General features: G+C 57.3%; 9 protein-coding genes. 5 read left to right on the top strand and 4 right to left on the bottom strand.

From position 1 onward, the window contains the following. Positions 1-56: 56 nt before the first annotated feature. The 3 genes from AB1L30_RS24500 to AB1L30_RS24490 form a co-directional block, all read right to left on the bottom strand. Positions 57-1,262: a type II secretion system F family protein gene (locus AB1L30_RS24500; RefSeq protein ID WP_367016918.1), complete on the bottom strand. Its 1,206-nt coding sequence runs from the start codon at positions 1,260-1,262 to the stop codon at positions 57-59. 40 nt (positions 1,263-1,302) lie between these two features. Continuing rightward, positions 1,303-3,024 (bottom strand): ATPase, T2SS/T4P/T4SS family, encoded by a 1,722-nt coding sequence (locus tag AB1L30_RS24495; protein WP_367016916.1) that lies wholly within the window; start codon positions 3,022-3,024, stop codon positions 1,303-1,305. Positions 3,025-3,300: 276 nt separating this feature from the next. After that, a complete protein-coding gene (locus tag AB1L30_RS24490) occupies positions 3,301-3,999 on the bottom strand; it encodes a hypothetical protein (RefSeq protein ID WP_367016915.1) in 699 nt (232 codons plus the stop codon). Between the two features lie 476 nt (positions 4,000-4,475). On the opposite strand from AB1L30_RS24490, the gene AB1L30_RS24485 reads away from it, so the two are divergent. The 5 genes from AB1L30_RS24485 (at position 4,476) to AB1L30_RS24465 (ending at position 10,331) form a co-directional block, all read left to right on the top strand. Continuing rightward, complete coding sequence (locus tag AB1L30_RS24485; protein ID WP_367016913.1) at positions 4,476-4,781, top strand: hypothetical protein; 306 nt, start codon at positions 4,476-4,478, stop codon at positions 4,779-4,781. After that, the gene (locus AB1L30_RS24480; RefSeq protein ID WP_367016911.1) at positions 4,775-5,737 is read left to right on the top strand and encodes a hypothetical protein; all 963 of its coding nucleotides are present in this window, start codon (positions 4,775-4,777) and stop codon (positions 5,735-5,737) included. The genes AB1L30_RS24485 and AB1L30_RS24480 overlap by 7 nt, the downstream gene beginning before the upstream one ends. A 197-nt stretch (positions 5,738-5,934) precedes the next feature. Further along, positions 5,935-6,630: a pentapeptide repeat-containing protein gene (locus AB1L30_RS24475; RefSeq protein WP_367016909.1), complete on the top strand. Its 696-nt coding sequence runs from the start codon at positions 5,935-5,937 to the stop codon at positions 6,628-6,630. A gap of 242 nt (positions 6,631-6,872) precedes the next feature. Next, positions 6,873-7,784: a response regulator gene (locus AB1L30_RS24470; protein ID WP_367016907.1), complete on the top strand. Its 912-nt coding sequence runs from the start codon at positions 6,873-6,875 to the stop codon at positions 7,782-7,784. A gap of 54 nt (positions 7,785-7,838) precedes the next feature. Next, complete coding sequence (locus tag AB1L30_RS24465; RefSeq protein ID WP_367016905.1) at positions 7,839-10,331, top strand: response regulator; 2,493 nt, start codon at positions 7,839-7,841, stop codon at positions 10,329-10,331. A gap of 91 nt (positions 10,332-10,422) precedes the next feature. On the opposite strand, the gene AB1L30_RS24460 is transcribed toward AB1L30_RS24465, so the two are convergent. Beyond that, the gene (locus tag AB1L30_RS24460) at positions 10,423-13,854 is read right to left on the bottom strand and encodes a secretin N-terminal domain-containing protein (RefSeq protein ID WP_367016903.1); all 3,432 of its coding nucleotides are present in this window, start codon (positions 13,852-13,854) and stop codon (positions 10,423-10,425) included. Between the last annotated feature and the right edge of the window lie 211 nt (positions 13,855-14,065).

Here is a 14,065-nt window from a genome sequence, read left to right as displayed (position 1 = left end):
CTCCTTGTGAACGTGATTGATTTGGATGGACGAAAGCGCGATTGAGTTTTGGTTGATTACAGCGAACCGCTCATGCGGAAGACTGGCAGCAGCAAGGCGATCACGACGATCAACACGATGAAGGCCATCACCAGCAGCATCAGCGGTTCTAACAAGCGGACAGCCAGGTCGAGACGACGCGACGTGCGACGTTCGAGGCCATCCGCGATCTCGACCAGAACGCGATCGAGCGAATTGGATTCTTCAGCGACCGAGATCATCTCGACCACTGTTTTCGGAAAATAACCGGACGAACTGAGGGGCGAAGCCAACGATTCACCGGACGAAATGTTTTCCGAAGCATTGGCAATGGCGGTCGCCAGAATGCGGTTCCCGGCAGCCTCGCGGCTGATTTCCAGGGCTCGCAAAATGGGAACACCATTCTTAAGCATCGTTCCCAGCACGCGGCAGAAACGCGCGACCGAAAGGTCGAGCATGATCCCGCCGAGGATCGGAACTTTGATTTTGAAATAGTCGAAGCGGCGTTTGCCAGTCTCCGTTTGAAACAGCGTTCGCAGGTACAAAAACAGACCCACCACCGCTGCTAGTATTAACAACCCGTAGCTGTTCAAGGTTCCGCTGAACCAGAGCAACCAGTCGGTAACTGCGGGTAATTGGCCTCGTTCCCGAAGTCGCGAGAACATCTCGTCGAACTGTGGAACGAAGAACACCAGCAGGAAGGTTAAGATGCCGGAGCCGACCACACCCAGGAAGATCGGATAGGCCAAGGCACTCATGGTGCGGCCCTTGAGGTCTTCCTGTTCTTCCGTGAACGCGGCAACACGTTCCAAGGCGTCTTCCAAAAAGCCACCTTCGGCACCAGCACGGACCATGTTGATGGCCATGTCGCTGAATGCCCGCGGATGGCGAGCCATGGCTGAGTCGAGCGGTTCGCCTTCTTCGACGCGGCTGCGAATGTCGTCCAACACGGCCTTCAGCGTCTGGTTCGAGGCCTGGTCGTGCAGCACGTTCAGCGAACGCATCAGCGGCACACCACTGCGGACCAGCGATGCCAACTGGGCGTAGAACGTGGCGGCTTGGGTCGGACTAACTCGCTTGCCACCAAACTGGAACCGAGCCCCTTGCTTCTCGAGCTTGACCTCGATCGGGAAGAGCGACTTGGCCGTCAGCGAATTGATCACCTCGCCTTCTGTCTGCGCAGAAAGCTTGCCAGCGACTTTTTGTCCCTGCAGGTTTCGGGCGACGTAGGCGAAGTCTGGCATATTCTTGGTAGGCTCTTGAAGGTAGGAGACCGTATTCTAACTAACTTCCGCGAAGATTATCACTCTTGGTCACACGAAGAATTTCTTCGACCGAAGTGACGCCGCCCATCGCTTTTCGCCAGCCGTACTGACGCAAGGTGGTCATGCCTTCCTTCATCGCGGCTTGCTTGATTTCCCAGCTACTGACGTTGTCGTGAACCATCTGACGCAGGTTCTCGGACGATACCAGCAGTTCGTAGATACCCATACGGCCGGCATAGCCGACGCCGCGGCACTTGCGGCAGCCAACGGGATGGTACAAGCAATGTTCTTCCTTCGACATTAGCTCGTCCCATGGGAAGTCGTCCGGCAAGTCGGCTCGGCTGACTTCGTGCGGAGCTTTACATTCAGGGCACAAGCGACGCACCAGACGCTGAGCCATCACTCCTTCGACCGTCGAAGCAATCAGGAACGGTTCGACGCCCATATCGACCATACGGGCAAACGCCCCGGCGGCATCGTTGGTGTGGAGGGTACTGAACACCAAGTGACCTGTGAGCGAGGCTTGGATCGCGTTTTCAGCCGTTTCCAAGTCTCGAATTTCACCGACCAGCACCACGTCAGGGTCGTGACGGAGGATACTACGCAGCGAAGCACTGAAGGTCAGACCAATCTTCGAGTGGACCTGAATCTGGTTGATCCCGTCCAACTGGTATTCAACCGGGTCTTCGGTGGTGATGATCTTGGTCGCTTCGTCACGAATTTCGAGCAACGCGCTGTACAGCGTAGTCGTTTTACCAGAACCCGTTGGCCCAGTGACCAGAATGATTCCGTGCGGCTGGCGAATGATCTTCTGGAAGTCGCTGTAGACGTCTTTATCCATCCCCAGCTTTTGCAGGTCGAACGACAGCGAACCCTTATCGAGAATACGCATGACGATGCTTTCGCCATGGATCATCGGAATCACCGACACACGAACGTCGATCTCGCGACCGCGTACTTTCAGTTTCATACGACCATCTTGCGGCAGTCGCTTTTCCGCGATGTTCAATCGCGACATGATCTTCAAACGGCTGATAATCGCCGCCTGGAAGTAATTGATTTCCGGCGGAACAGGCTGCGAGTGCAGCATGCCGTCGATACGGTATCGGATGACCACCGCGTTGTTGGCTTGGGTTTCGATGTGAACGTCGCTCGTTCGCGATTCGATCGCTTCGAGCAAAATTTCGTTCACCAGACGGATCACCGAGGCCTCTTGTTCGATCTCGGCGAGTTCGCCCCCTTCGTCATCAAGGTCTTGCAGCAGTTCGACGCCTGCTTCTTCTTCCTCTTTGCGGGCGAGCATCCCTTCGACGGTCTCGCCACCAACACCGAGGTTGGCTTTGATCAGCTTGGCAATTTCGGCCCGACCGGCGACCACCGGCACCACGCTCAGGCCGGTGGCCGAGGCGACTTCGTCCAGGGGATAGAGATCGAACGGATCGCTGGTCGCGATCACAATGCTTCCATTTTCACGACGAACCGGCAGCAGCGACTGGCGGTAGATTAACCGCTGCGGAATCGTTTTGATCAGTGAGATGTCGATCTCGGTATGGTTGAGATCGATGTAATCCAGCCCGACCGCCGTGGCGAGTGCTTTCAGGGCGGCATCTTCTTCGACGAACGAAAGCTGAACCGCTTTCGGGATGAAGTCCGCGCTCGATTCCTGTTCGTTGCGGACAATCTCGGCCTGTTCCGGCGTCAACAATCCACAACTCAACAGAATTTCACCAGCATCGACCATGAAGACGTGTTACCAAGAGAGGGAGAGGGAGGGAAATCAGTGAACCGCGCAAGACCGATTTACCGGCCCCTGAGCGGGGCAAACCATTCGAAGTGGAATGGTAGATAGGCTTTAGCTTGCTAAGTATTAAACGTTTTGCAACCGCCAATTGTTTCGCGAATTCCCAAAACAAACATAGGGGATTCCGATCTTAACGATTAACCCCTCGCCATTTCTAGTGGCGAGGGGTCGCAAAGATTCTCAATTTGCATGCGTAAACGCAGGCTGGTCAACGACTTAGATTTCGCCGTCGTTGCCACCTGGACCACGCTGGCCACCGCGCTGACCCCGTTGGCCACGCTGTCCGCCTGGACCACCTTGGCCACCAGGACCGGCCTGACCGCCGAAACCGCCACGCTGCTGCTCCAGTTCAAACGGTTCGCCAACCATTTCTTTCCACTTCTTCTGCTGTTCTGGGGTCAGCAGCTTCAGCAGTTCGTCATCGGCGTCCTTACGGAGCTGAGCGAGCTTTTCACGCATTTCGGTCTGCAGTTCTTCGGCTTTGTCACGCAGATCGGCGATCTGGTCTTCCGACAGGCCCAGTTCTTCCGCGATACGACCGTTAGTGATCGACAGGCCACCACGACCGCTGGCCTGCTGCTGAACCTGGATCTGCTTCAGACGCTGCATCTGAGCTGGCATCAGGATCTTGCTCAGGTCCTTTTCCATTTCTTCGCGAGCGGTACGCAGTTTGTCGAACATTTCTTGACGTTCTTCTTCCGAAGCGTCACGCATGCCACGGAACATATCGCCCATACTCGAACGCATTTCCTGGCTCAATTCGCGGATGTCGTCCATCTGCGAAGGAACGATCTCGATTTCCTTCTGGACCGATTCGTTGTTCAGCAGGCCAAACAGATCGGTGCCGCCGCCAGGGCCACCCTGACCGCCGAAACCACCACGACCGCCGGGGCCGCCACCGGGACCCTGAGCCATGACCGAACTCGTAGCGAAGGCCATTGCCCCCGCGCAAACCAAAGCCACAAAAAACTTCATCGAGGCACCTTTCAGAATAGTGGGAGATCTCGCCCAAACGAGGGGTCTGAGTTTCAATTTAGCAGGTCACATGCCTTAGGAGGGCCTGAAAGCCGCATGGGGCATGTGCCTAAGGGAGGTCAACCATGCGAAGTGGGCAAGGTTTCGAGAGATTTGCTGAATCATGACCAAATTCTTGAAAATTACGCGGTTTGCCGGTTTGAGAGCACAACCCAAAAGCAACTCGCGGGGTTTAACGGTAGCAGGCAATGCGAATTAAACTGTTAGAAGCATTTGCTGCTCGCTGCGATTTCATTTCATGGAAAAGAGGATCATGCCCATGATCGCCCGTTCTTCCTTTCATCTTGGCCTGGCACTGGTAATTCTGTCGCTGATTGCCATCTCGACGGAATCGCTTTTCGCGCAAGGACCTCCTGGTGGATGGCAGCGTGGCGGACCAGGGGGAGGTGGACCAGGCGGCGGACCCGGTGGTGGCGGCCCTGGCGGTTGGCAAGGTGGCGGACCGGGCGGCGGTGGCCCAGGTGGTGGATTTCGTCGTGATCGCGGTGGCGATGATGGCGGCGACCGCGGAGGCGACCGTGGTGGTCGAGATCGCGGCGGTGACCGAGGAGGGGATCGTGGTGGAGACCGAGGCGGTGATCGCGGTGGCGATCGTGGAGGTTGGGGCGGCGACCGAGGTGGTCGAGGTGGCCCCGGAGGTTTCGATCCGGCCGAAATGCTGAAGCGTTTCGACCGTGATGGAAACGGCAAGATCGAAGGGGAAGAACTGGAAGGTCGCGGCGGAGAATTCCTGAAGCGGATCCTCACCGGCACTGGTCTGGAAAACAGCAAAAGCATCAACGTCGAAGATGCTTCCAAGAAAGTCAAAGAAGCTCGCGAAGAGCGAGAAAAGGGGGTCGACTCGGCCAGCATGAGCTTTGGTGTTTCGTCCGATGCCGAACCTGCCCAGGGCTTCGATGCACCGCCACCGGTCAACGGCAAGTCGCTGGAAGATCGCTATGGTAAGTCGGTGGTCGATCAAGTGATGGGCATCATGGATCGCTACGACAAGAATAAGAACCACTACCTGGACGGCACCGAATGGCAGGAAGTCCGTTGGCGGGACGATCCGACCCAGGACGACAAGAACAAAGATGGTCGCCTGTCGATGGAAGAACTTTGCGAACGTGTGGTCCGTAGTAGCGGCGGCAGTCGCGGTGGCGACCGGGATGATCGTCGAGGTGACGATCGTGGCCGTGGTGGTGACGATCGTTTCCGAGAATACGCCGAGAGCTTAATGCGCCGTAACGATCGCAATGGCAATGGCACACTCGAAAAAGACGAATGGGGCGGGCTTCGTAACGCTGAAGAGTACGACAAGAATGGCGACGGCCGCATCACGCTTGACGAACTGACGCAGCGGAACGAAAGCTTCGCTCGTGGATCTTCATCGGGCCGCAGCCGCTCCAGCGATTCGCCGAAGCAGGAAACCTATCGCTTCCTCACTGCCACCGAGCGTCTACCGAAGGGGCTGCCAGATTGGTTTACCCGCAACGACCTGGATGGCGATGGTCAGGTCATGATGCACGAGTACACCTCGTCATGGAGTGAATCGAAGGTCGCCGAATTCGATAGCTACGACTTGAATCACGACGGTGTGATCACGCCGAAGGAATGTCTGGAAGCGGGGAAAGGCTAGTCTTTCCCCTGCTATTTCGCAGTTTGTTAAGGTTGGTTGATTCTATTGGCGAACGTTGAAAATTCGTTTTACAGCCTAATCTAGGCTCGCTAATTTCAACTTCAATCCCAGCCAACCCCAAGTCCATCGACGTTGCTTTGCACGTCATTCGTTGTCGCGTGCAGGGCAGGGCGGTGGAACATTGACGAACTGCGGGAATGATTGAGATTCGCCACAAGTCGTCTGGTGAGACGCTCCGCCGGCTTCCACTGAAGTCGTTGGCAGGGGCGAAGCTTTCCAGTCTGCCGTTGTCCGGTGCCCTGCTGGTCGAGCAAAATCTGACCGGCGCAATTCTCGATATCGCCGATCTTCGCGAGTCCGATCTTGCCCGAGCGATCCTGGAACGGGCCAGTCTGCAAGATGCCTGCCTGGCAGCAGCCAATCTGACCAGTGTCGTGGCGACCGGGGCCGACTTCTCCAACGCCAAGCTGAAGGCGGCATTGCTGATGGAAGGAGACTTCCACCAATGCACCTTCCGCTATGCCGATTTGAACGGAGCCCAGTGCGAAGGGGCCAGACTTTCCGATTGCGATCTAAGCATGGCCAAGCTGCGGGCGAACTTCTCTGGAGCGAACCTGAACCGGTCCGACCTGCGATCATCGGATTTGAAAGGCGCGAACCTGCGGCGAGCGTCGCTCAAGAAGGCCTGCCTCGAAGGGGCGATCTTCATCGGGGCCGATCTGACGGACGCCAACCTGGAAGGTGCGAAGCTCAACGGAGCGAAGTTCTTCAATTCGATTCTGCGAGGCACGATCCTTGAGAACTCGGACATGGATGTGCGAATCGGCGGTGCTGCGGCCATGAAAAAAAGCACATCGCAGAAGAAGTCGTGGTGGAATGTTTGGAGTGGATGAAGCTGCGGTTCACATCCGTTAGGGCTGCATGAAGGTTCCGTGAATTTGAGCCAATGTCACGCGGTCCGAATCTCACGTAGCGGTATACCAATAACTCGAACCCAAACCGAACGCTATGTTAACGGCTCTTCAGATTCGAGTTCGCAGATGCCTACTCAAGCCGCTGCCAAGGCTCGACTATCTGATCGACGCCCACGCGTCAGGTTTTCCATTCATGCACGGAATCGCAAGAGAGGTTTCCCATGGCCACCATTCTGATCGTTGACGACACGCCGGTCGATTTGCACCTGATCGAAGCGATTCTGAAAAAAGATCCGGCGAACGATTCGGTCACCAAGGCCAAGAACGGAATGGACGCCCTCGAAAAGCTGCACGCGATGAGCGACGAGATCGACCTGGTCGTCACCGACTTGAACATGCCTGAAATGAACGGGCTCGAGTTGGTCATGCGGATGCAGACGATCTACCCCGAGATCCCGGTCATTCTGACGACCGCCCATGGCAGCGAGCAACTGGCCGTCCAAGCCCTGGAACAAGGCGCGGCATGCTATGTTCCGAAAGGCCTGATCGCCGAGCGACTCGTGCCGACCGTCCAACAGGTGCGTGCCTTGGGACTGGCCGAGAAGAATTACGAACGTCTTACAAGCTGCATGCGAACCGCCGAGTTCACCTTCGAGCTCGACAACGAACCAATCCTTTTCGAACGCCTGGTCGAGATGCTGCAGCAGATCTGCGGAAGTCTCGGCGTCTGCGAAGACAGCGGTCAGGTCCGGCTTGGCATGGCTCTGGAAGGGGCTCTGTTCAGTGCATGCTATCGTGGCAATCTGGAACTAACGCTCGATGAAATCGATCAACTGCAGCTTGGCAAACCGGAAGCATTGGCCCTCGTTGAAGAGCGTCGTATGACCGAGCCGTTCCGTGATCGGAAGGTTCGCGTCCATGCCGAGATGTCGGCCAGCAAGGCGGAGTTTGAAATCGCCTTCGATGGGCCCGGTATCGATCCCGCTTCGATTCCCGATCCCAATGCGGCCAATGCCTTGGATCGCATTGGCAATCGTGGGCTCGTTTTGATGCAGGCCTTCATGGATCAGTTTGCCTTCGACGACGCGGCGAAGACGATTCGCATTGCCAAATTCAACGCCGATGCCTGCTAACAACGCGGAACATGCTCTTTTGTTCGATACCGCCAAAATCGCCGTGGCGATCCGATGATTTATTCTGACCTTTCCAAACTGCTGAGTAATTCGACCCTGGCGGAATTGCCGGCCCACGAGATCGCTGTGTCGGCGGGCACGCACACCAAAGAGGTCGAAGAGATCTTCAACGCCAACCACGACCTGCCCGGCATTTTGATCCTGGTCGAAGATCAACTGCTGGGGGTGATCTCACGCGAAAAGTTCCTGGAGTACATGAGCCGCTTGTTCTCGCGCGATCTCTATTCGCAGCGACCGATCCGGCTTTTGTTCGAGGCAATCAATATCAAGCCACTCGAATTGCAAGGCGATGTTGGCATTCACGAGGCAGCCCGAGCAGCCCTGAGTCGCTCGCGTGATGCTGCCTACGAACCGATCGCGGTTCGTTGGGAAGATGGTAATTATCGGTTGATGTCGGTCCATATGTTGATTCAGGCCCAGTCGCACTTGCTGGCGTTGGCCAACGACATGATTCAGCAGCAGAAGGAAGTGGCCGACGCCGCAAACCAGGCCAAGGGGCAGTTCCTGGCGAATATGAGCCACGAGATTCGCACCCCGATGAACGGCATCATTGGGATGACCGAAATCCTGCTCGAGACCGACTTGAGCGATTCGCAACGTGAATACCTGCAAATGATCAAGACTTCCGCCGATGCGTTGGTGGGAGTGATCAACGACATTCTCGACTTCTCGAAGATCGAGGCAGGCAAGCTGGTGCTGGAAGAGATCCCGTTTCAGCTGCGCGAAGTCCTGGGCGACCTGATGAAGACGATGGCATTCCGGGCCCATGGCAAAGGCTTGGAACTGGTTTGTCACATTCGCCCCGATGTTCCGGCCGAGGTGCTAGGCGATCCGGTTCGCCTGCGACAGATCATTGTGAACCTGGTGGGCAACGCGATCAAGTTCACCGAGGCCGGAGAAGTCGTGTTGCGCGTCGACATCGCAGAAGCCGATGATCCTGAGATGGTCTCACTTCAGTTCAGCGTCATCGACACGGGGATTGGGATTCCACCCGAGTCACTCGAAAAAATCTTCGCCGCATTCGAGCAGGCCGATGGCTCGACGACCCGCAAATTCGGCGGTACCGGGCTGGGGCTTTCCATCTGTTCGCGACTGGTGGAATTGATGGCCGGCCGAATCTGGGTCGAAAGCTCAGTCGGCGAAGGAACCTCGTTTCATTTCACCACCCGTATGAAAAAGGGTGGCCTGACCGATGCGCGGCTCCAGCCTTTCCCGCAAGAAGCATTGGCCAACGATGTACTGTTGGTCGACGATAATCAGTCGTCGCTGAACGTCGTTTCCGAAATGCTTGGGAACTGGGGGCTGGCTCTCAAACCGTTTCAAGATGGGGGCACGGCGCTGGCCTTCTGGCAAAACGACAGCGACAAGTCGGCCTCGCAAAAGGTGCTGATCGTCGACGATCAAATGCCGTCGATCGAAGGTATCGAACTACTACGCCGGATGCAGTCTGACCTGGGGGCCGGCGATGCCAAAGCGATCCTTCTAACGCATGGCGTGATGAGCGAAGCGGCCATGCAAGAGTTGCCCTGCCGGATCGACGCCGTGGTCACCAAGCCGGTGAAGCAGTCTGACTTGTTCGACGCGATGGTGACGGTGCTCGGCTTTGAAGAACTGGCCCGTCGCCAGGAACAAACCAGCGGCGAAAGTCATGCGTTTGGCCTGCGGACCTACAGCATCCTGCTGGCCGAAGACAACCTTGTGAATCAGAAACTGGCGTCGCTGCTGCTGCAGAAGTGTGGCCACACGGTGCACGTGGTTGCCGATGGAAAGCAGGCCGTCGATGCTTATCGAACGCAACCATTTGATTTGGTCCTGATGGATGTGCAGATGCCCATCATGGATGGCTTCGCCGCCACGGCCGAGATCCGCCGACTTCAGGCTGAGCAAGGCTCTCGCATTCCGATTGTGGCGATGACCGCCCATGCGATGAAAGGAGATCGCGAGCGATGCCTGGAAGCAGGCATGGACGATTACCTCACCAAGCCGATCAATGCCAATGTGCTGTATGAGGTGATCGATCGGGTGATGACAACGCAAACGCTTGAGCTCGCGGCGACCGAGGAGCTTGTCGAAGCGGAAGAAACAGCACCTCCAATATTCGACGAGCCAGAGTCGGACGACACGATGACGCTTAAGCTGGTCGATTACCCCGCGGCGCTGACCAACGTGGGTGGCGATCACGATCTGCTGGTTGCGCTGATAGGCGTGTTCCTGGAAGACAGCGCCCGGCTGCTCGATGAACTCCAAAACGCGTTGACCGATCGCGATGGCCCGAAACTGCAACGAAGTGCCCATAGCATGAAAGGTTCGTTTGGCTACTTCTCTGCCAGCAGCGGTTTGGAAGCGGCAAAGCGGATGGAAGAGCACGGGGCGGCCGAGAACTTCGAGGCCGCTCAGGTCGATCTGCAGATTCTGCTCGATCAGTTCCAGGCCATTCGACCCGAGTTGGAATGGATCCAACGCGGCACGTTCGTCGTCGGGACTTAACGATTGCGTAGGCGCAAAAGAAAAGGGACTGCCTGGCCCACGCAGTCCCTTCAAAAGTGAATTTCAAACAACGGTGAATTGCTGAAGGTGTTTAGCGACCGCCTCGGCCACCACCACCGCCGCCGAAGCCGCCGCCACCAAAGCCACCGCGACCGCCGCCTCCGGTGTTACCACCGCGGCCACCACCACCGGTGCTGCCGCCACCGGTGCTGCCGCCGCGACCGCCGCCTGGGGCACCGCCGCCACCACTTTGCATCTGCTGGCGAATACGCTGGAACATTTCCATACGCTGACGCATTTCATCCGCGTTGGGCTGAGGTTGCGACGAATTGTTGGAACTGCTCGAGTTGTTGCTGCTGGCGTTCGCCGTCTGCGAATTGACCGTCACCGGCTGGCCGGTCAGCGAAGACAATGCCTTCTGGATCGCTTCTGGATTCGAGCTGCGAACCTTGACGACCTGCATCGTCTGGTTGGTGTCGTCGCCCGCTTGATCGAGTTCTTCGACCAGCGATTTGACTTCCTCGAACAGTGGGTCTGGGGCCGAGACCACCAGCGAGTTGCTGCGAGTATCGACGCCGATTGTCATCTTTTCTGGTTCGCTCTGGGCTCCGCCTCCGTTGCCGCCACCATCGCGACCACCTCGCCCGCCGCCACGCAGGGCACGGATGAAGTCTTCCGGCGAAGGCTGACGCTGTTGCTGACCTTGGCCACTGGCAGCGATGCGGTCGGAGTAAACGGTCTGCACGATGTTCGCAATTTCCTGGGCACTGGTATACAGAACCGGAATCATGCGTGGGGTGCGTTTGGTTTCGACTTGTTCCGGGCTGTGCGGTTGATCGATGATCTTCAGCAACTGGTCGATCTTGTCGAGGTCTTCGATGCCGGCTTGAACCACCAGGGCATTCAATCGCATGTCTGGAATGATGCTCAGCGATCCGCCTGAGAGCGAAGTGCTGGAGCTGCTTCCGCCAAGACCCATCAGCGAACCCATCAGGCCGCCACCACCACCGAGCATTTCGGAAGCGATGTCGCCCATCAGCGAACCACCGCCATCGTCGCTTGGGGCAACGCCGGTCAGGATACTTTGCAGCATTGAAGCGGCGACGTCTGCCTTCACATAGCGAAGGTAATAAACCGAGTACTCTGCCGACGACGAGTATCGCGAGCTGAGCGTTTCGATCAGGGCTTCCAATTTGTCGAGGGCTTCTTGATCTTCCGAAGCGATGATCAAGCCGTTCGGGCCCATCATCACGGTGATCTCGCCAGGCTTCTTAGCCAGAGGGTCACCCGTCGGGGCCGGGGTGGCTGGAATGGTCATGGATGGAAGCTTGGCACTCGCGGTGGTCGGGGCCTGGGCGGCCGTGATCATCGGAGCACGACGCGTTGTGGCTTCCTCTTCCGCGGCGTCACCTTCCTGATAGTCCACAAACTGAAAGACGCTCTTCTGGGAAGAGCGTGCTTCGGAGTTGAATGGCAGGCGAGGAGCTTCTGCCTCGTCGTAGGTCGAGCCGGTCGTGTTCGGGCTATCGGCTGGCATGTTTGGTGGCAGGCCACGAACGGCTGGCTGAGCCGAAGGACGCACCACGCGGATACGGCTCGTGCTGACCGTTGGCCAAAGCATTTCGAGTTCGTTGAGAACGCGTTCCGCAGCGGTGCCGGACAATGGGATCGAGCGGATATTGCCCCGATCGCCGCGGCTCGCCAAAGCAGCATCAGGATCTTCGCCCATCTTCATCAGCAGATCTTTGATCTGACGAACTTGTTCACCGGTGCCTCGGACCAACAACTGCGAAGTGAGCGGGTCGGCATCTATGATCGGTGCGTTTGGGTTCGGCTTTTCGCCAGCACCACCAAACAGCTTGTTGATCGAAAGGACGGCCATCTGCGGATCGACGGTGATCAGTTGAATCACTTCGACCTGCTTCGAGTCACGCTGCATCTGCGAAAGGGTTGCTTTGACGGTGGCATGTTCGTCGCCACGAGCCAGCGTGATCAGGTTGCCGGTGTTCTCGTCGATGGCAAGGCGAACGTCTGGGTTGCCGGCTAGCAGCGTCTGCATGACTTGCAGCGTGGTGGCAGGTTCCAGGGTGCCCAGCGGATAGACTTCCAGTTGAAGCTGGTCGCCAGGCGAACCACCCAGGCCACCGCCTGGAACGTCGACCTGAGCGATCAGTTTCTGAACCTTGTCGACGGTGTCTTTCTTCCCGGTCAGGAAGATCTTGGTACCGATCGTGTCGGTGGCGAAACGAATCGAGCCATCGGCGGCAGTGTTCGAGCCTTCTTCCATCCCCATCAGTTGGCGAACGATCGTCAAGATTTCGTCGGCCAGCAGGTTCTGGGTGTCGACCACGGTCACGTCGCTGCCGAATGGGTTTTCGACGGCCTGGATCATGTCGCGAATGGTACGCAGGCGACCGGCCGTTTCGGTAACGAAGACCTGGTTCGACTGCGACAGAGCAACGACGGCTCCTTGGGGACCGATCAGCTTGGTGATTTCCGCTTCCGCTTCCGAGGCGGTCATCTTCTTCAGGCTGAACAGCACGCTGACCAGCTCGAACTTGCCGCGGTCGTCGAGTTCTTCCATGGAGACGGTAGTGACCAAATTTGGCGGGATGCCATCTTCCAGGTTGACCACGATTAACATCTTTTCGCGGCGAACCAGGGTATACCCCTTGGTCAGCAGGATGCTGTTGAGCAGGTCGATCGCTTCGGCTGGCGTGTATGCTTTGCCGTCGGTGTAGTTAAAGGTGCCTGCAGGTGGAGCGTCCATCACCAGCGACAAGTCGGCTTGCTCGGCGAACCAATCGAGGACATCGCCCCATGGCTGGTAGCGGAAGCTGAACTTCATGGTGTTGCCACCCATCATGCCAGGGGCACCAGCGGTGCCGGCAACGGCGTCCGATGGCGAAACGGCAGGCATGCCTGGTGCGGCTGGACCCATTTCGCCGGAAGCGGCGATAGCAGGTGCTTGTGGTCCGTCACGGTTTGGAGGAACAACCTGATCGGCAGGGATCGTTTCTGGATTGTTGGTGATACCCGCCAGTTCTTCCCACTTGGCTCGCTGCGATGGGCTCAGCAGGCGATTGGCGAAGCGTTCAAATTCGCTCTTCTCGCGTTCGCCAGCACCGGCCGCTTGGGTAGCCTTCAAGACCTGGGCCAGTTCGGCCTTTTGCCAATCGGCCAGATTCAACTGACCGGCAACGGTTGGTTCCAGAATGGCGGTCATCCCCGCCTTCTTCATTTCCAGCTTCTTCAGCATGGCCTGCTGATCTTCGGTCAGCAGTTCCATCGTCAGCCGTTCCGACTCGGCGACATAAGCGTCCAGCTTCTGCTGCTTTTCTTCCGCTGAAGCCCCTTTCAGCTCCAAGGCCATGTCGAGCGCGTTCTTTTCCCGCTCGTAAGCCAAGGTCTTTAGCTTCATGAGGACTTCATCGCTCAACTGAAGCTGGGCTACGGCATCGTCTTCCAGGGCTACGGCCAAGGACCCCACAAATGTCGGGTCTGCACCATGGGCCGAACTCATTAGGGGCAAAATTCCGAGACCGGCAACCAGCACCACATGGGCAAGTACCTGAAACGGACGTTGAAAGCTAGAAAACATCGTGTGCATAAGATGCTGCGATTCAATAAGTTATGTTCATTCCGCGAGACCCAGAATTGGTCGTCTGCGCGATGGCATACGCTTGGAAGAGGTCTCTCAATCTAACTTAAACCCCACTAATCGCCCCAAGTGT

Origin of the sequence: Bremerella sp. JC817, from assembly GCF_040718835.1 — a bacterium.
In the GTDB taxonomy this organism is placed as follows: domain Bacteria; phylum Planctomycetota; class Planctomycetia; order Pirellulales; family Pirellulaceae; genus Bremerella.
The sequence above is the reverse complement of the archived record's forward strand: the minus strand, read 5'-3'. Positions and strand labels throughout refer to the sequence as shown.

Excerpts from the sequence above, each read along its gene's own strand:
- AB1L30_RS24500 (WP_367016918.1), bottom strand. The coding sequence starts at position 1,262 with ATGCCAGACTTCGCCTACGTCGCCCGAAACCTGCAGGGACAAAAAGTC.
- AB1L30_RS24495 (WP_367016916.1), bottom strand. The coding sequence starts at position 3,024 with ATGGTCGATGCTGGTGAAATTCTGTTGAGTTGTGGATTGTTGACGCCG.
- AB1L30_RS24490 (WP_367016915.1), bottom strand. The coding sequence starts at position 3,999 with ATGGCTCAGGGTCCCGGTGGCGGCCCCGGCGGTCGTGGTGGTTTCGGC.
- AB1L30_RS24480 (WP_367016911.1), top strand. The coding sequence starts at position 4,775 with ATGCTGAAGCGTTTCGACCGTGATGGAAACGGCAAGATCGAAGGGGAA.
- AB1L30_RS24475 (WP_367016909.1), top strand. The coding sequence starts at position 5,935 with ATGATTGAGATTCGCCACAAGTCGTCTGGTGAGACGCTCCGCCGGCTT.
- AB1L30_RS24470 (WP_367016907.1), top strand. The coding sequence starts at position 6,873 with ATGGCCACCATTCTGATCGTTGACGACACGCCGGTCGATTTGCACCTG.
- AB1L30_RS24465 (WP_367016905.1), top strand. The coding sequence starts at position 7,839 with ATGATTTATTCTGACCTTTCCAAACTGCTGAGTAATTCGACCCTGGCG.
- AB1L30_RS24460 (WP_367016903.1), bottom strand. The coding sequence starts at position 13,854 with ATGAGTTCGGCCCATGGTGCAGACCCGACATTTGTGGGGTCCTTGGCC.